Source organism: Providencia sp. PROV200, from assembly GCF_049901995.1.
GTDB lineage: Bacteria > Pseudomonadota > Gammaproteobacteria > Enterobacterales > Enterobacteriaceae > Providencia > Providencia rettgeri_E.
This window is the reverse complement of sequence record NZ_CP096307.1, coordinates 2,199,285-2,218,400: the sequence shown is the minus strand read 5'-3', so window position 1 is coordinate 2,218,400 and position 19,116 is coordinate 2,199,285. Positions and strand designations below refer to the sequence as shown.

The window sequence follows — 19,116 nt, the reverse complement described above, 5'->3', positions numbered from 1 at the left end:
AGAATAATAATGGCTGAAAAAATTAGATTAACGCAATATAGTCATGGCGCAGGCTGTGGCTGTAAAATTGCACCGAAAGTATTAGAACAAATCTTACACACAGAACAAGCAAAATTTCATGACCCCCATTTGTTAGTCGGTAATGAAACGAAAGATGATGCCGCTGTTTATGATTTAGGTAATGGGATTGGCATCATCAGCACAACTGACTTTTTCATGCCGATCGTTGACTCTCCGTTTGAATTCGGCCGTATCGCCGCAACGAATGCGATAAGCGATATTTTTGCGATGGGCGGAAAACCCATCATGGCAATCGCCATTTTAGGCTGGCCTATTGCTAAATTACCGCCAGAAGTGGCTCGAGAAGTGATTGAAGGTGGCCGAGCTGCCTGTGCAGATGCCGGTATTTCATTGGCTGGGGGGCATTCCATTGATGCGCCTGAACCTATTTTTGGGTTAGCGGTAACAGGTGTGGTGAATACTGAATATGTGAAGAAAAATAGTGCGGCGACAGCAGGTTGTGAACTGTTTTTAACTAAGCCTTTAGGGATCGGTGTGTTAACAACCGCAGAGAAAAAAGGCGTGTTAGCACCTGAACACCAGCACCTTGCGTCTGAAACCATGTGCCAAATGAATAAAATAGGCGCTGTCATTGCACCTTTAGAGGGGGTTACTGCGATGACAGATGTGACCGGTTTTGGGTTATTAGGTCATTTAAGTGAGATTTGTGAAGGCTCTAACGTTCGTGCTGAAATTTCCTTCAATAAAGTTCCTAAATTAGCGGATGTCGAAAAATATATTGAAGCCGGCTGTGTTCCCGGCGGAACAACCCGTAACTTCGACAGCTATGGTCATCTTATTGGCCCTATGAATGATATGCAGCGCCAGCTACTGTGTGACCCGCAGACCTCTGGGGGGCTACTCATTGCAGTAAAACCTTCCGAAGTGTCTAAAATTAAAGAGATTGCACAGCAGCAAGGTGTTTTGTTACAGTCTATCGGTAAATTATTACCCCATCAGGATAATGTTCCTTTAGTTGAAGTGATAGATTAATTTATGCGTTTGTTTATTGCGGAAAAACCGAGCCTAGCAAGGGCCATTGCAGATGTATTACCCAAACCTCATAAACGAGGTGATGGTTTTATTCAATGTGGTGATGGCCAAACCGTAACATGGTGTATTGGGCACCTTTTAGAACAGGCTGAGCCGGATGCCTATGAGCCTCGGTACGCACGTTGGAATCTTCAGGATCTGCCAATTATCCCTGATAAATGGCAGTTGAAGCCCCGTTCCGCAGTAACTAAACAATTAAAAACCATTGAAACATTGCTGAAGCAAGCCTCAACCGTCGTTCATGCAGGGGACCCTGATAGAGAAGGTCAATTGCTGGTGGACGAAGTGCTTGATTTTTTAAAGCTCGATCCTGAAAAACGCAAAGAAGTAAAACGTTGTTTAATTAATGACCTTAATCCTCAAGCGGTTGAGCGGGCAATTGACCGTTTAAGAGAAAATCGCGAGTTTATTCCTCTTTGCGTCTCTGCCTTAGCAAGAGCACGAGCAGATTGGCTGTATGGCATCAATATGACTCGGGCTTATACGCTATTAGGCCAACGGGGGGGGTATCAAGGTGTTCTTTCTGTTGGGCGAGTGCAAACGCCAGTTTTGGGGCTAGTCGTCAGGCGAGATGAAGATATCGAAAACTTTGTCCCTAAAGATTATTTCGAGGTAAAAGCTCACATTGTTACGCCAAAGGATGAGCGCTTTGTCGCAATATGGCAGCCGAGCGACTCCTGTATTGATTACCAAGACGAAGAGGGGCGTTTATTCCATCGGCCGCTCGCAGAGCATGTAGTATCACGTATCGAGGGCAAACCTGCCATCGTGACGCAATATCAGGATAAGCGAGAATCTGATATTGCACCGTTGCCTTTTTCTTTATCATCTTTACAGATTGAAGCCGCTAAAAAGTATGCATTGAGTGCGCAAGAAGTGTTGGATATTTGCCAACGCTTGTATGAAACGCACAAGTTAATTACGTACCCGCGTTCAGATAGCCGCTATCTGCCTGATGAACATTTTGCAGGGCGGCACAGTGTACTGAATGCAATTGCGGTACATCAACCAGATCTCACTGAATTTGAATTGACAGAGTTGGATAAAAAAAACCGTTGTTGGGACGACAAAAAAGTGGATGCCCACCATGCAATCATTCCAACAGCGAAAACGGCAGCAACAAAGCTAACTGAAAATGAAAGTAAAATTTACCAACTGATTGCACGTCAATATATTATCCAGTTTATGCCTGATGCGGTTTACCGTAAGTGCACGATTGATCTCGAAATTGAAAAGGGTAAATTTATTGCAAAAGCGCGGTTTCTTGCTGAAGCTGGCTGGCGAGTTGTTCTAGGCAATAAAGAGCGTGATGCTGAAAACGATGGTATGCCGCTACCCGTTGTGAGTAAAAATGATGAGCTTTTGTGTGAAAAAGGGGAAGTGGTTGAGCGGCAAACACAGCCCCCACGCCCTTTTACGGATGCGACCTTATTATCCGCGATGACAGGAATTGCGCGTTTTGTGCAAGATAAAGCATTAAAAAAAGTATTGCGAGAAACGGATGGATTAGGCACCGAAGCAACGCGTGCAGGGATCATCGATTTACTTTTCAAACGTCAATTTTTATATAAAAAAGGGCGCTATATCCATTCCTCTCCAGCGGGTAGAGCCCTGATCCATGTCTTACCTGATATGGCGACGTTGCCGGATATGACGGCCCATTGGGAGTCAGTGTTAACCCAAATTAGTGAAAAACAATCCCGCTACGATGACTTTATGCAGCCGCTTAACGAAACCTTGATGCAATTAATTCACCATGCGCGCCAGTTTACAAATTTGAGGGCATTTCGAGAGCTACCGGCCCCATCAGTAAAAACAGGGAAAAAACCAGCAAAAACGGGTAAAAAAACGAAAAAGAAAGAAGATTAGTTGAGTCTGGTAAAACAATAAAAGGCACGTAAAGCGCCTTTTTGCATTATACCTCGTGAGGAAAATTATTTTGTTAGGTCAAATTCAGACCATACAGGTGCGTGGTCTGACGGTTTTTCCATTCCTCTAATGTCATAATCAATCCCCGTAGCGATACAGCGTTCTGCTAGCTTATTTGATGCAAGCAGTAAGTCGATACGTAAGCCTCTGTTATCATCAAAGCCTTTAGAACGGTAGTCAAACCATGAGTAACAATCAGAAACATCAGGGTTTTTTGCACGGTATGTATCAACTAAACCCCAGCCTAATAATTTGGCTAACCACTCACGTTCCTCGGGTAAAAAAGAACATTTCCCGGTTTTTAACCAACGTTTGCGGTTTACCTCGCCAATACCGATATCAAGATCCGTTGGGCTGATATTCATATCACCCATAATGAGTAACTGTGACTCTGCAGTTTGCGTTGATGTAATATAACTTTGTAAATCTTGATAAAATTTTTCTTTTGCCGGAAATTTAGTGGGGTGGTCACGGCTTTCCCCTTGCGGGAAATAACCATTTACCACAGTCAATGGGCCTCGTTCAGTTTGAATGTCAGCCATGATAATACGACGCTGTGCGTCATCATCGTCAGTAGGGAAGCCTTTACGGACAGCAAGAGGCTCATTTTTAGTCAAAAGCGCAACACCATAATGCGCTTTTTGACCGTGATAAAAAACATGATAGCCGAGCTGACTAACTTCTTCATAAGGAAACATATCATCATGGACTTTTGTTTCTTGTAAGCCAATAACCTCAGGTTGATGTTTTTCTATGATTGCAGCGAGTTGGTGAGGGCGAGCTCGAAGGCCATTGATATTGAACGATATGAATTTCATGGTTTTTTATCACCTAGTTTTATGATTATTATGCTTATTCTACCAGATGGTAGCAATACTGTAACCCCACGAAGCATATTTCAACGATTAGGTTATTTATAAGTGGTTATGATAACAATAGACATGAGATGACCTATTGTTAATATAGAGTCAAAACTCAGTACATAATATAAAGATAATAATATATATAAATAATCAAAAAATATCATAGTTAGTCAAATTTATTCTATGTACTAGAGTTTGATTTCCTATTGAAATTAAATTAATAATTTCAATATTAACTAGTTTTATTTTCATTTAAAGTCAATTGGTTATTTATATTTTAATGTGATTTAATAGTGGGGTCATAAAAAATAATCAATCTAAACAGTATAATATATTGCTTTGTAATGATGGAAATTATAAAAATACTTTTATGAAATATTGTTAATCATTCAATAAAAAATCAAGATTGACTTTTTATTTTATAGATTAATTTATGGGCTAATCAATATAATTATTAATGAGAAAGTTAAGTATGTTGATTAACATTTTAATAAACGGAATGGGGTCATAGATATGTTCTTTTCAAGAAAATTAGAGGCGTTTATGGCGGTTGTTGAGAATGGCTCGTTAAGTAAGGCTGCAAGAGTGATGAACCGTACGACACCTCCCATCGCAAAGTCAATCAAAGACTTTGAGACAAGCCTAGGTAAACGGCTTTTTAAACGAGAAAAATTTGGAATGACATTAACTAAGGATGGCCAAGAACTTTATAATGATCTAAGAGATCTTTATTTACAGGAGAAGGAAATAACGAAAAAACATTTTTCGGGTTATATAATCAATGAAGCTAATATTTATTATGACTGGGGGAAGGAAAATCATTTAATTAATTTATATCAATCAGCACATCAAAATAATGTACAAGTAAATATATTAAGGTTTAATTATGATGAAGTAGATGAAATTGTCGATTATGATGGGAATACACTTATACTTAGTTCAGAACAGGTGGTTAGTGAGCGATTTTCATTACAAAAAATAATAGAAAACTCACCATTAGGTATTTATTGCAGAAAAGAGCTGTATGAAAAATTTAATTATGACCTGGTGACACTATTACAAAAAAGTACATGGTTATGTGATCCTGCATTTTATAAAAGTTCATTGATGAGTGACTTATTGGCAAAAATTGAAACAGTTGATAATAAAACGAGTGTGAGACAAATGGATAATATAGGTTGTTGCCAAAGTTTCATTCAAGAGGGGGATTTCATTGGTATTATAGATCATTATCCAGAGGAAGAGTTGGTTGGTAAATCATTGATTTATATATCATTGAACAAAATATTAGGAAAAAGTGTGTGTTATATCTATAAATCAAAATCACACTCAAGTGTGTTAAATCGCTTTATGGGAGTTGTGGATAAACTAGGAGGTGAAACTAATTGATGGTGGTGGGAGAAGGATTCGAACCTTCGAAGTCTGTGACGGCAGATTTACAGTCTGCTCCCTTTGGCCGCTTGGGTATCCCACCAGGTTTTAAATTGCTGTAATCGTTGACAGCGGGCGGCATCATATCAAATGACGCGCCGCTGTAAAGCATTAATTTTCAATAAAATGGTTGGTTGCTGTTTTTTTATTCTTAATGCCTGTTAAATCAACAAATCGTTGTTAAATAAGCCACTATTTTGGCTTATAAAATAATAGTGCGATTACCATATACAAATACACGTTGAGCTAAGACCCAATAGAGTGCATGGCTGAGGACATTTTTTTCGACATCACGCCCTGCACGCATCATATCATCCGCTGTGAATGTATGGTCTATATTAATTACATTCTGTGTAATGATTGGACCTTCATCGAGGTTGTCATTAACAAAGTGCGCAGTGGCTCCAATAATTTTTACGCCACGCTCATAAGCTTGGTGGTAGGGGCGGGCACCAATAAATGCGGGTAAAAATGAGTGATGAATATTGATGATTTGGTTTGGATAATGTTGCACAAATGCAGGTGTTAATACGCGCATATATTTAGCCAATACAACATAGTCAGGCTGATATTGGTCAATCTGCGCTGTCATTTTTTCGTCATGTTGTTCGCGAGTTAGGCCTTCATGACTAATATGGTGGAATGGGATATCAAATTGTTCGACTAAGTTCTTTAGTGTATCGTGGTTCCCAATAACCGCCGCAATTTCAACATCCAACCCATCATAAGCACTTTTCATGAGTAGGTCGCCCAGACAATGAGCTTCTTTTGTTACCATGACGACAATACGGCGTCGACCCGCTGTGTTTAATTCGCGTTGAGACCCAACTGGTAATGCATCATCAAGGTCAGCTAATAATGTCTCATCGTTGAAAATACCTTCTAGCTCAGTTCTCATGAAGAAGCGGCCAGTGTGGTGATCAACGAACTCATTATTTTGTACGATATTGAGTTGATGCTTATAACAAATATTGGTGATTTTCGCGATTAATCCTTTCGCGTCAGGGCAAATTGTCCTGAGAATTTTCTTCTGTACAATTTTGTGTTGCATGAAACAGCCTAATCCTTAACTAACAAAGCGATATAAAAAAGAAAATGACGGGTTGAGTATTACGTGTGCCTTTTTAGACAGACATCAAATAAAGGGTGACTAGTCTGGATGTCCACACTTTTTATATTTTTGACCAGAGCCACAAGGGCACAAATCATTGCGACCAACTTTGGGCGTAATGCCGTCTATATAATACCAACACGAATCCATCTTAATAAAACGTGAACGTTCATGAATAAGCTGCTTATGATCAGCTTTTTCATCAATAAAGCAAGCCGAAAATTCGACATAGGCTTCATTGGATTTTTTGGCATAAGAAGAACTAATAACACGAAGACCAAGCCAGTGTGTCATCGAAAAACTATTTGTAATTTCCTGATACCATTCTTGAGCCTGGCAATCAGGGTGCCATGTTTTAATTAGATAATCGGCATTTTGCTGTACATAAGCGCTATATCTTGAGCGCATAAGCTGCTCTGGCGTCTGTGGGATTGATTTTCCTTGTAAAAAAGGGGCACAACATTGTACAAATTGTGCTTCGTTACCACAGCAACACTTATCTTCTGCTTGTGATTTCATAACACTCCCTATAAAAATAAGTATAAGATTGAAAAGTCACTATACTTAAATGATGATGAATAAATGATTTTATCGTATGAATAATTGTATTGTTAATTAAACTAGGCTCTTGCAGTAGGTATCTTATGAAAAATAGAAAAGTACTCATAATAGAAGACGAAATCACCTTCTGTACAATTTTAAAAAACTACCTAGAAACACTGGGTCTTGAGATCTATACCGCAGATAATGGCCAATTAGCAATAGAGATGTTAACTGAAGAGCGCATCAATCCCGATATTATTCTATGCGACCTAAATATGCCAGTTATGGATGGTGAAGCGTTTATGCGCGAGCTAGTTGCGCGTAATATTGATATTCCAGTCATTGTGATCACAGCAACAACAGATTTTACGCAGTTAGACCGAATGTTTCGTTTAGGTGCAAAAGATGCTTTGTTAAAACCAATCAAAAATTTAGATGAAGTTAAAGTGACACTCCTTTCGGCACTGTATCCTGAGCAAAATAGCTTCACAGCGCTGAATGGGGAGGACGCTAATCAAATTTCTGTGTTAATGCAAGAACATACGCAAGATATGTTGGCAATATTGAAACAGTTACAACCGCCAGTACATCAAATTATAAATAGTTATCGAATTAACTATCGTCAGCTTAATGAGGCTAATCGCTTTGGCTTATTATTAGACTTAGCGGCTATTTCAGACAGCCAAATAGGGTTTTACTGCATTGATACTGAGCGTTCTTCGCAAGAAGGTATTATGGCTGCATTTTTGATTCGTGTGGTGTTCAACGACCTCTTAAAGAGTGCGGTAAGTTATCCAGACAAAAAACTACCCAATATTGATAGGATCATTAATCAAATAAATTACCTACTGGAAGACTCAGGGTTTAATGGGCAGTTTCCATTATTATTAGGGTATTTTAATACACAAAATAAATCGATTATTATGGCGAGTGCGGGCTTAGAAGCGGAAATAACGACAGAAAATACACATGTTAAGTTACCTAGAAACCTGCCTTTAGGTACGCTAAAATTTTATCAATCTAATCATTTAGAGGTAAAAGGAAATGCTTGGCAGTGCTTAATTCGTAATAATAGTCAGAAAATAAAACTTATGTTTAATCCCGAAACATAATTAATGCCTAAAATGTGTATTCCTGTAATCTAAATAACCCTATTCGGACTCGTCGCTATTTATTCATGAATATTTCCTGATATACTTCTGCGCACTTAAAATGCCTCTTGGTACTTTAGTAAATTTTGAGAGGCTAAGATGATATCTGGAGTGATAAATATGACACAGCGCAAGGTGCGTAAAGCGGTAATTCCTGTTGCGGGTTTAGGAACTCGTATGCTTCCTGCAACAAAAGCTATTCCAAAAGAAATGTTGCCTATAGTTGATAAGCCGCTGATTCAATATGTTGTTAATGAATGTATTGCTGCGGGGATCAATGAAATCGTTTTAGTGACCCATTCATCAAAAAATTCCATTGAAAACCACTTTGACACAAGCTTTGAATTAGAAGCTATTTTGGAGGCGCGTGTTAAACGCCAGCTATTAGATGAAGTTCAATCTATTTGTCCAAGCCACGTAACGATTATGCAAACACGACAAGGAATAGCAAAAGGATTAGGGCATGCTATTTTGTGTGCTAAACCGTTAGTCGGTGAAGAGCCTTTTGCAGTTATTTTGCCTGATGTCATTTTAGACCGTTACAGTACCGATTTAACTAAATTTAACTTGCGAGAAATGCTAGAACAATATGAGTCTACAGGGGCAAGTCAAATTTTAGTTGAGCCAGTCCCAGAGGAAGACGTATCTAGCTATGGTATTGTGGATTGTAATGGCGAGATGTTAGCGCCTGGGGATAGTAAAAGAATTATTCGTATGGTTGAAAAACCAAAACGTGAAGAAGCTCCATCTAATTTATCTATTGTTGGCCGTTATGTTTTATCTGAAAAGATTTGGGACGCATTAGCCAAAACAGCGCCAGGTGCAGGGGATGAAATTCAATTAACTGACGCCATTGCATTAATGATGGAAAATAACGAGCCAGTAGAAGCTTACCACTTATGTGGTAAAAGTCATGACTGTGGAAATAAATTAGGTTATATGAAAGCGTTTGTTGAATATGGAATGCAACATGATGCACTGGGAGATGAGTTCACTCAGTGGTTGAAAAAATTGTCAGTCTCTCTGAATTCAGAAAAATAAAAATTTCACAATAAATTTTTATTAAAGGCTAACTTAATTTGTTAGCCTTTTTTATACGTAAAAAATAGATTATTAACAATAAACATCAGTATTAAGGAGGGAACACTCTGTTTTAGGCTGTTTAATCTACACACACTATAAGTGTATGGCGTGCAAAAATTAACATATAAGGGGATTGCATAAATAAAATCACTGATAATATTTAAGTTTATCTAATTAAGCTTACATATCTTTACTGCTAATTTTTATTTATCATGATTATTTGGTTGATTGTGTAATACACAGTAGTGGCTTAAACAGCGCTGTTTATTGAGCATAGGTGGTAGCTATGAGGTTTTCGTGGTGAAGGGGGATATAATAGCTAAGCGCTTTTTCTTATTACAGGTTAATATAAAATAATATATATAGGTTTAAATAAAAACACCCTTATAAAAGGGTGTTTAGAATACATGTTAAGGCGATTAGATTAAGAAATCATCTAAAGATTTGCCTTGTTCTTCAATGGCAATTTTGATTACAGCTGGAGTACGGCCTTGGCCTGTCCAAGTTTTGGTTTCGCCATTTTCATCAACATATTTATATTTAGCTGGACGTGCAGCACGTTTAGCACGGGTGCCAGTGCTTTTACCTGAGTCCATTGTTTGCAGAAGGTCATTTAAATCTACGCCTTGCTCAAGGATCATTTCACGAACTTTTTCCAATTTACGGTTACGTTCTTCTAATTCCGCGCGAGCTTGGTTTTCTTCGTCACGACGTTCTTCAACAACGACGGTTAACTTTTCCAGCATTTCTTCTAAAGATTCTAAAGTTACTTCGCGAGCTTGAGCACGAAGAGTACGGATGTTATTTAACGCTTTTAATGATTCGCTCATTTTCCTGGTCTCAAATTATTAGTTGGCATGTGTACAGTAATAATAGAATGCTATTTTAAATTCTGCAATAGCTAAATTACTTCCTTAGTTTAAAAGTAATCTTTAACGATTGCAATTTTTTTACAAAAGAAAAATAAACTTTTCGTAGATATATATATAGCTATTATCAATAACTGAACTAAACGAAAAATAGCAATAAGCTAAAAATTTTAGCGATTAAATTATTCGAAAAAGAAGAGGGGGGTCTCATTTTACTTTTACTCGGAATGAACTGAAGGGATAGATTCCTTAAAATTTCTTTTTTTGATGATGTTTTTTAGGAGAATGTGCTTTAATTGAAACTGTTTATAGTTAATATCAAATTGGTTTTTATTGCATATAAGCTAAGCAATATTTGCAATAAGGTAAGAGCATGGTCGGAAAAAAAGTTAAATTTTCAATAAGTAAAGGACATGCACACCATTATTGTTAATCCTGAAGTCTGTTTTATGGTAAAATTATTCTGTATATTAATTTTGAGGGAACAGCCAAATGGCTCAGCTTTATTTTTATTATTCAGCTATGAATGCGGGAAAATCAACGTCATTATTGCAATCATCGTATAACTATAATGAAAGAGGGATGCGTACGGTTATTTTTACTGCAGAGATAGATAACCGCTTTGAACAAGGCAAAGTCTCATCACGTATCGGTTTATCAGCAGAAGCGTTACTCTACTCAGCGACAACAAATATGGCTGAGCTGATAAAAAAAGAAAATAACGTACAAAAAGTGCATTGTGTTCTTATTGATGAGTGTCAGTTTCTAACAAAAAAACAAGTTGAAGAATTATGTGACATAGTCGATAACGAGGATATTCCCGTTTTATGTTATGGATTGCGTACTGATTTTGCGGGGCAATTATTTGAAGGTAGCCAATACTTGCTTGCTTGGGCTGATAAGTTAGTCGAGCTAAAAACGGTCTGTTATTGTGGCCGTAAGGCGAGTAAGGTATTACGTATAGGAAGTGATGGGATACCTGTATATAAAGGCTTACAAGTGGATATAGGCGGCAATGAAAAGTATATTTCTGTTTGTCGTAAGCACTATTCAGAAGCAATAAAACAAGCCCAATTGATGAATGAGGGGGTTATACCTAAACAGGCACTTCACTTTCGATAAATCGAAGTAGCTCGGTATAGGGAATTAAATAGCTCTCTGTTATCAACTTATTATGGTCATCTACGGGCTAGACTCAGCGAGTAGAACCGTTGTATATAATATTAATTTTATGTGTCCTTGCAGTAATTCATTTTTTAATAGCTAAACAAAAGGCACTGCAATTATTGCAGTGCCTTTATTTTAAATAATGTGTGAAACATTATTTCTTAGTATTTTTCTTTTCAACTTCTTTTTTTACAGCTGTTTTTTTCTGAGGCGCTTTTTTTTCCTCTTTTTCAATCACGGGTGCGTCTTGATGTTCAACAAACTCGCGACCATAATAAGAATCCAGTAATAATTGTTTAATTTCAGAGATTAAAGGATAACGCGGGTTAGCACCTGTACATTGGTCATCAAATGCATCTTCAGACAGTTTATCCACGCGAGCTAAGAAGTCAGCCTCTGTCACCCCCGTCTCACGGATAGATTTAGGAATACCTAAATCGGCTTTTATTTCCTCCAACCATGCGAGTAATTTTTCAATTTTCTCACCTGTACGATCACCGACTTTAGTGAGCCCTAAGTGATCCGCAATTTCTGCGTATTGGCGGCGTGCATGAGGGCGGTCGTATTGGCTAAATGCAGTTTGTTTTGTTGGGTTATCATTCGCATTAAAACGGATGACGTTACAAATCAACAATGCATTAGCAAGCCCATGAGGGATGTGGAACTCTGAACCAAGTTTATGCGCCATAGAGTGACATACACCAAGGAATGCGTTTGCAAATGCAATACCTGCAAGTGTTGCTCCGTTATGGACACGTTCTCTTGCTACAGGGTTTTTAGCCCCTTCATGGTAACTGGCTGGTAAGTAATCTTTTAATAGACTTAGTGCTTTAAGTGCTTGGCCATCAGTAAATTCGTTAGCCAAAACAGAAACATAAGCTTCTAACGCATGAGTGACCGCATCTAAACCACCAAAAGCGGTTAAAGATTTAGGCATATTCATGACTAAGTTCGCATCAACAATTGCCATATTTGGCGTTAAGGCATAGTCTGCTAATGGATATTTTTGGCCTGTTTTATCATCAGTCACTACCGCAAATGGCGTGACTTCAGAACCAGTCCCCGAAGTCGTTGTGATAGCAACTAATTTAGCCTTAACGCCCATTTTAGGGAAGCGGTGGATACGTTTACGTATGTCCATAAAACGTAATGCTAATTCTTCAAAATGCGTTTCTGGGTGTTCATACATAACCCACATGATTTTAGCCGCATCCATCGGTGAACCACCACCTAACGCAATGATCACATCAGGCTGGAATGCTTGCATTTGGGCTGCACCTTTACGAACAACCGTTAATGTTGGGTCTGCCTCAACTTCAAAGAAAACGTCTGTTTCAATGTGATGTTTTTTGAGAACGCTAACCACTTCATCAACATAACCATTATTGAATAGATAACCATCAGTTACGATAAAAGCGCGTTTAGCACCGTCAGTTGCGATCTCTTCAAGGGCGATAGGGAGGCAACCACGGCGGAAGTAGATTGAGTTCGGAAGTTTATGCCACAACATATTTTCAGCTCTCTTCGCCACAGTTTTGGTATTGATTAGGTGTTTTGGACCTACGTTTTCAGAGATGGAGTTACCACCCCAAGAACCACAACCTAGGGTCAGAGAAGGGGCTAATTTAAAGTTGTACAGGTCACCGATACCACCTTGTGACGCGGGTGTATTGATTAAAATACGCGCTGTTTTCATTTTTTGGCCAAAATAGTTAACACGATCATGTTGGTTATCTTGGTCAGTATATAAGCAAGAGGTATGTCCAATCCCCCCCATTTCAACTAATTGTTCTGCTTTTGTAACCGCATCTTCAAAATTCTTACCACGATACATCGCTAATAATGGTGAAAGTTTTTCATGTGCGAATGGTTCTGACTCATCGATGGTTTTGACTTCACCGATTAAGATTTTAGTTGTCTTTGGAACCGTAATACCAGCCATTTCTGCAATTTTATAGGCAGGTTGACCAACAATCGCAGCGTTTAGGTTACCATTTTTTAATATGATATCTTGAACGGCCTTAAGCTCTTTTCCTTGTAACAGGTAGCCTCCATGGCTTGAAAAACGTTCGCGAACTTGATTATAGATTTCATCTACGACCACAACGGATTGTTCAGATGCACAAATAACGCCGTTGTCGAATGTTTTTGACATCAAGATGGACGCAACGGCACGTTTAATATCCGCTGTTTCATCAATAACGACAGGAGTATTACCAGCACCAACACCGATTGCAGGTTTACCTGAGCTATAAGCTGCTTTGACCATGCCTGGTCCACCTGTCGCTAGGATCAGGTTAATATCAGGATGGTGCATTAAAGCGTTAGATAGCTCAACAGAAGGGGAATCAATCCAGCCAATAATGTCTTTTGGTGCACCCGCTGCAATAGCGGCATCAAGCACGATTTGTGCCGCGCGGTTAGTTGCATTTTTAGCGCGAGGGTGCGGAGAAAAGATAATCGCGTTGCGTGTTTTTAAACTAATCAGTGACTTAAAAATTGCGGTTGAAGTTGGGTTTGTTGTTGGCACAATACCACAGATAATACCAATCGGCTCAGCGATAGTAATTGTTCCGAATGTTGGGTCTTCAGATAGCGTGCCGCAGGTTTTTTCATCTTTATATGCGTTATAGATATACTCAGAAGCAAAGTGGTTTTTGATCACTTTATCTTCAATAATACCCATTCCAGATTCTTCGACAGCGAGTTTTGCTAGGGGGATACGTGCGTCAGCGGCAGCGAGGGCAGCGGCTCTAAAGATTTCATCAACTTGCTCTTGGGAGAAAGTTGCGAATTCGCGTTGAGCTTTTTTGACACGAGCAACGAGTTCATTGAGTTCGGTAACGTTAGTTACGGACATATAGATTACTCCTGATAAATGTTAAACTTTTTAAGCCAATGAGCAAAATGCATCTATAGAGCTAGGGAATGCTTGGAGATGAAAGTATAGATGTTATCTATAATAACGCTGCTCATGATCGCTTATTGGCTTAAAAACCTTATTCAGTGCTGAGTTAATATCCTCATTATCTCTGCCTATCAGTTAAGAGTAGATTAACAAAACGGGAATTTAATAAAGTGATCTAAATCACGAAAACATCAAGCTGACTCCTTTCAGCATGTGTATATCTGCACAAGTTGAATAAATGTTGTTCATCTATTACTTAATTTAATATTATCAAAACAATATGCGAAGATAATTTATGTATGCCTAACTAAATGCTGAGCAAATTTAGCAAGTTAAAGAAAATATTGTTTTGCTCAAGGAAATTAATAACATCAGTGGTAAAATTATAAAAGATATCAATGAATCTCTAAAGAGAACTGCTTAAGGAAATAAATGGGTGAGTAGCGCATTACTTGATTTATCGGGTTATATAAAATTCTTTATTGGCTTGTTTGCACTTGTGAACCCAGTTGGCATTTTGCCTGTGTTTATTAGTATGACAAACTACCAAAGTAATGCCGGGAGAAATAAAACTAACACGATTGCAAATACATCAGTTGCTATCATTTTATGTACATCATTATTAATTGGTGACTCAATCCTGCAATTGTTTGGTATTTCAATTGATTCTTTCCGTATTGCTGGCGGAATTTTGATAGTCACCATTGCGATGTCGATGATTAGCGGTAAAATTGGTGAAGACAAACAGAATAAGCAAGAAAAAACAGAAACTGCGGTTAGGGATAGCATTGGTGTTGTTCCTTTGGCCTTACCTTTGATGGCAGGGCCCGGGGCAATAAGTTCTTGTATCGTTTGGTCATCTCGTTGGCATGGTTGGCAAAACTTTTTAGGTTTAGCCTTAACGAGTATCGCCTTTGCTTTTTGTTGTTGGTTATTATTTCGTTCAGCGTCTTTATTGGTTCGGTACTTAGGTCAAACAGGGATCAACGTGGTGACGCGTATCATGGGTCTCTTACTGATGTCGCTGGGGATAGAGTTTATTGTGACCGGGGTTAAAGCGATATTCCCAGGCTTATTGTAATCTAATTTCTTCTCTTTTTGTGGCTGCAAACCAAAGCTATTTGCAGCCATATCTATTGTTCGTTCCTATCGTATTACACACATCAATTCTGCTTTTCAGATAGTTTTAATTCGCTTATTAAAATTTTAGTTATCAATAATCACACATTAAAAAAATGATCCCTGTAATTATATGTGGCATTTTTTACTAAAACAGGGATAAAAAGTAAGGAATTGTGAGCTACGTAAATTTATTCACTATTCTAATTGGCGTTTGTTAATGATATGTTTTGGGTGTGAGTTTAAAGTCTATTTTGTGTCACATGATCGTTTTTTTGTAATGCGTTGTAATTTAATAGTAATTTGATTTTTTCAACTGGTGTTTTTTAAAATTTCCAAAATTTTAGCTGGGAAATGTTAATAAATTGTTTTTAGTGTTAAGGCGTAAAGTGGGTTGCCTATAAGGAAGTAACAGTCTTAGGGCTTAAATATCAGCGTAAATAAGGTTGCTAATGAGGTTATAGCGCCATCAATGAATCGTGAGGGATAGGATGTTCAAATCAACACTTGGTTATGGTGTGCTCTCGTTATTATTTGTTGCGTTACAAGCAAATGGCACGGAAAAAGTAAAACAGGTAATCACAATTAATAATGGCTCAGAGGTGACATCTCTTGATCCCCATAAAGTGGAAGGGGTGCCAGAAAGTAATGTGATATTAAACTTATTAGAAGGCCTAGTGTATACCGATATAGACGGAAAGGCAGTGCCAGGCGTTGCCAAAAGTTGGACCAATCAAAACTACACTTCTTGGATTTTTACTTTGCGGGAAGATGCAAAGTGGAGTGATGACTCACCGGTAACCGCTGAAGATTTTGTCTATAGTTGGCAGCGTTTATCTGACCCCAATACAGGCTCTCCTTATTCAAGTTATCTACAAAATGCGTATATTTTAAATGCAGATGCGATTTTAGCAGGGAAAATGCCTACAACAGCGCTGGGTGTGAAGGCGCTTGACTCACAACATTTACAGGTTACTTTAAGCCACCCAGTACCTTATTTTGTTGATATGCTTTCACATACTTCTATGAAACCCGTGAAAAAATCTGCAATTGAACAGTATGGGGACAAGTGGACACAGCCTCAAAATTTTATTGGGAATGGGGCATACGTATTGGATAAATGGGTGGTGAATGAACGTATTGTGGTCAAACGAAATCCATTTTATTGGGATAATCAAAATAGCCGTATTGAACAAGCGACCTTTTTAGCAATTAGCTCCGAAGTGAGCGATATTAATCGTTACCGTAGTGGTGAAATTGATATTTCAAATTCTGCAATCCCACCTGTTTTATATAAAAAAATGCAGCAAGAAAGGCCCAATGAATTATATGTTCGACCCTATTTGTGCACATTCTATTATGAAATAAATAATCAAAAAGCACCGTTTAATGACCCACGAGTACGCGAAGCAATAAAATTAGGATTAGATCGAGAAATAATTACCCATAAAATTATCGCGCAAGGGCAAAAAGTCGCTTATGGTTTTACGCCAAGCTTTATTAATAATGGTGACTTTACATTGCCGGAATGGGCTAATTTATCAGCAGAGCAACGTTATCAGCGTGCTAAAGATTTACTTTCACAAGCGGGTTATAACAAAGAAAACCCATTGAAATTTGATTTATTGTATAACACTTCAGATCAAAACAAGCAGCAAGCGATTGTTGCGGCATCGATGTGGCAGAAAAACATTGGTGCGCAAGTGACGTTGCAAAATCAAGAATGGAAAACATCATTACAAAGTCGTCATGAAGGACATTACGATGTTGCTAGGGCAACGTGGTGTGCAGATTACAACGAGCCTACTGCATTTTTGAATATGATGTTGTCTCAAAATAGTAATAATACCGCTTTTTATAATAATTCGGACTTTGATGCCTTACTTGAGCAAGCGTTGACAGCTCCAGATCCTTCATCTCGCCATGCAATTTACCAACAAGCCGAAGCCTTGCTAGACAAGGATTCGGCTATTGTTCCTGTTTATTATCGCGTGAGTGCTCGAATGATAAAACCGAGCGTGCGTGGATTTAAAGGCAATGACCCCCTTGATTATACGGATATTAAACGGTTATATATAAGTGAACCTAATTAATAATATCTAAATAATTATAAAAAGTGTTCACCTACTGGGTGAACATGTATCAACACACAATCATAATAATTATGTATGGGAGTAACCGATAAGATGAGTAAATTAATCAATAAATCGATTATTGCACTTAGCGTAACGGCTGGGCTGGCAATAGGCTCTATAGCAACAAGTTTTGCAGCAACGGTTCCCGCAGGTGTTGAGCTGGCTGAAAAACAGGTAATGGTTCGTAATAATGGTTCCGAGCCTCAATCATTGGATCCACATAAAATCGAAGGGGTGCCGGAATCTGCTTTAGCGAGGGACCTTTTTGAAGGGATCACGATTGTAGGGCCTGATGGTGAAATTTTACCGGGTTCAGCAACAAGCTGGGAAAATAAAGATTTTACGGAATGGACATTTAAAATTCGCGAGGGTGCCAAATGGTCTAATGGTGACCCTGTCACCGCAGAAGATTTTGTGTACAGTTGGCGACGATTAGCGGATCCTGATACTGCATCACCTTATGCCAGTTATTTACAATATGCCCATATCAATAATATTGACGATGTTATCTCTGGAAAGAAAAAACCTGAAGAACTTGGTATTAAAGCTCTCGATGACAAAACCTTAGTTATTACTCTTAGTGAAGCTGTTCCTTATATTCCGAAACTATTAGCACACTCATCTATGTCCCCAGTCAATAAAAAAACCATTGAACAACATGGGGCGAAGTGGACGCAACCCCAGAACTTTGTGGGTAATGGAGCATATAAATTGAAGGATTGGACGGTCAATGAACGTATTGTCTTAGAGCGTAGCCCAACCTATTGGGACAATGCGAATACGGTTATTGACCAAGTGACTTTTTTACCTATTTCTTCAGAAGTTACAGATGTTAACCGCTATCGTAGTGGTGAAATTGATATGACATACAGCAACTTACCTATCGAGCAGTTTAAAAGCTTACAAAAAAACATGCCGAATGAGTTACGGGTAAGTCCATACTTGTGTACTTACTATTATGAAATTAATAATGAAAAACCACCATTTAACGACCCACGTGTACGTGAAGCGTTAAAGCTTTCTATGGATAGAGATACGATTACGTACAAAGTTAAAGCTCAAGGGGATATTCCTGCGTATGGTTTCACTCCACCATTTACCAGCGGAATGAAATCAGAAAAACCAGATTGGTACGCGAATATGACACAAGAGCAGCGTAATGAAAAAGCGAAACAGTTGCTAGAAGAAGCGGGATATAACAAAGGGAATCCGCTAAAATTCAATTTATTATATAACACCTCAGACTTACATAAGCGTATCGCGATTGCAGCGTCTTCTATGTGGAAGAAAAATATTGGCGCGGAAGTGAAACTAGAAAACCAAGAGTGGAAAACATTCCTAGATAGCCGGCATCAAGGCAACTATGATGTTGCACGCGCGGGGTGGTGTGCGGACTATAACGAGCCTTCATCCTTCCTCAATATGTTACTTTCCTACAGCAGTAATAATACCGTTCATTATAAAAATACCGATTTTGATGCCGTGATGAAAAAAACATTGCAAGTCAAAACGGATGATGAACGCGCAGAACTCTATCAACAAGCCGAAAAATTACTTGATAACGACTCCGGTGTTGTTCCTCTTTACTACTATGTTAATACGCGTTTAGTGAAACCTTATGTAGGGGGATATAGTGGCAAAGACCCATTAGATAACCTGCATACTAAAGATTTATATATTATTAAACACTAATA

14 protein-coding genes and 1 tRNA gene are annotated in these 19,116 nt (G+C 38.4%); 9 read left to right on the top strand and 6 right to left on the bottom strand.

Translation table 11 applies throughout. The features are described 5' to 3' along the window. Positions 1-9: 9 nt before the first annotated feature. Both selD and M1E86_RS10165 read left to right on the top strand, forming a co-directional pair. Positions 10-1,053, top strand: a complete 1,044-nt coding sequence (selD, locus tag M1E86_RS10170; protein WP_213912669.1) for a selenide, water dikinase SelD — start codon at positions 10-12, stop codon at positions 1,051-1,053. Between the two features lie 3 nt (positions 1,054-1,056). Beyond that, positions 1,057-2,982: a DNA topoisomerase III gene (locus M1E86_RS10165; protein ID WP_213912670.1), complete on the top strand. Its 1,926-nt coding sequence runs from the start codon at positions 1,057-1,059 to the stop codon at positions 2,980-2,982. 65 nt (positions 2,983-3,047) lie between these two features. On the opposite strand, the gene xthA is transcribed toward M1E86_RS10165, so the two are convergent. Next, on the bottom strand, positions 3,048-3,860 hold the full coding sequence (gene xthA, locus M1E86_RS10160; RefSeq protein ID WP_213912671.1) for an exodeoxyribonuclease III: 813 nt from the start codon (positions 3,858-3,860) through the stop codon (positions 3,048-3,050). Between the two features lie 558 nt (positions 3,861-4,418). Between xthA and M1E86_RS10155 the strand changes: the two genes are divergently transcribed. Beyond that, positions 4,419-5,294, top strand: a complete 876-nt coding sequence (locus tag M1E86_RS10155; protein WP_426099078.1) for a LysR family transcriptional regulator — start codon at positions 4,419-4,421, stop codon at positions 5,292-5,294. Here the strand turns inward: M1E86_RS10155 and M1E86_RS10150 are convergent. The 3 genes from M1E86_RS10150 to M1E86_RS10140 form a co-directional block, all read right to left on the bottom strand. After that, positions 5,295-5,379 (bottom strand) — tRNA-Tyr (locus tag M1E86_RS10150). It lies immediately after the preceding gene. A 159-nt stretch (positions 5,380-5,538) separates the two neighbouring features. Next, positions 5,539-6,387 (bottom strand): formyltetrahydrofolate deformylase, encoded by an 849-nt coding sequence (gene purU, locus M1E86_RS10145; protein WP_102138653.1) that lies wholly within the window; start codon positions 6,385-6,387, stop codon positions 5,539-5,541. 99 nt (positions 6,388-6,486) lie between these two features. Next, entirely contained in the window at positions 6,487-6,966 is a 480-nt protein-coding gene (locus tag M1E86_RS10140) for a YchJ family protein (RefSeq protein ID WP_125893070.1), read from the bottom strand. Positions 6,967-7,091: 125 nt separating this feature from the next. On the opposite strand from M1E86_RS10140, the gene rssB reads away from it, so the two are divergent. Together rssB and galU are read left to right on the top strand one after the other, a co-directional pair. Next, entirely contained in the window at positions 7,092-8,102 is a 1,011-nt protein-coding gene (rssB, locus tag M1E86_RS10135) for a two-component system response regulator RssB (protein ID WP_125893072.1), read from the top strand. 159 nt (positions 8,103-8,261) lie between these two features. After that, positions 8,262-9,182 (top strand): UTP--glucose-1-phosphate uridylyltransferase GalU, encoded by a 921-nt coding sequence (galU, locus tag M1E86_RS10130; RefSeq protein WP_125893074.1) that lies wholly within the window; start codon positions 8,262-8,264, stop codon positions 9,180-9,182. A gap of 461 nt (positions 9,183-9,643) precedes the next feature. Here the strand turns inward: galU and hns are convergent, their stop codons facing one another. Further along, complete coding sequence (hns, locus tag M1E86_RS10125) at positions 9,644-10,054, bottom strand: histone-like nucleoid-structuring protein H-NS (protein ID WP_125893077.1); 411 nt, start codon at positions 10,052-10,054, stop codon at positions 9,644-9,646. A 531-nt stretch (positions 10,055-10,585) separates the two neighbouring features. Between hns and M1E86_RS10120 the strand changes: the two genes are divergently transcribed. Next, on the top strand, positions 10,586-11,215 hold the full coding sequence (locus M1E86_RS10120) for a thymidine kinase (RefSeq protein WP_213912672.1): 630 nt from the start codon (positions 10,586-10,588) through the stop codon (positions 11,213-11,215). Positions 11,216-11,414: 199 nt separating this feature from the next. Here the strand turns inward: M1E86_RS10120 and adhE are convergent, their stop codons facing one another. Further along, entirely contained in the window at positions 11,415-14,120 is a 2,706-nt protein-coding gene (gene adhE / locus M1E86_RS10115; protein ID WP_213912673.1) for a bifunctional acetaldehyde-CoA/alcohol dehydrogenase, read from the bottom strand. A gap of 484 nt (positions 14,121-14,604) precedes the next feature. Here adhE and M1E86_RS10110 point away from each other — a divergent pair, with 484 nt between their 5' ends. The 3 genes from M1E86_RS10110 (at position 14,605) to oppA (ending at position 19,114) form a co-directional block, all read left to right on the top strand. Continuing rightward, positions 14,605-15,249 carry a YchE family NAAT transporter gene (locus M1E86_RS10110; protein ID WP_004254112.1) on the top strand — a complete coding sequence of 215 codons (645 nt, stop codon included), beginning with the start codon at positions 14,605-14,607 and terminating at the stop codon, positions 15,247-15,249. Positions 15,250-15,778: 529 nt separating this feature from the next. Then, positions 15,779-17,380: an ABC transporter substrate-binding protein gene (locus tag M1E86_RS10105; protein ID WP_285315660.1), complete on the top strand. Its 1,602-nt coding sequence runs from the start codon at positions 15,779-15,781 to the stop codon at positions 17,378-17,380. Positions 17,381-17,473: 93 nt separating this feature from the next. Then, positions 17,474-19,114 carry an oligopeptide ABC transporter substrate-binding protein OppA gene (gene oppA / locus M1E86_RS10100; RefSeq protein ID WP_125893087.1) on the top strand — a complete coding sequence of 547 codons (1,641 nt, stop codon included), beginning with the start codon at positions 17,474-17,476 and terminating at the stop codon, positions 19,112-19,114. Positions 19,115-19,116: the final 2 nt, after the last annotated feature.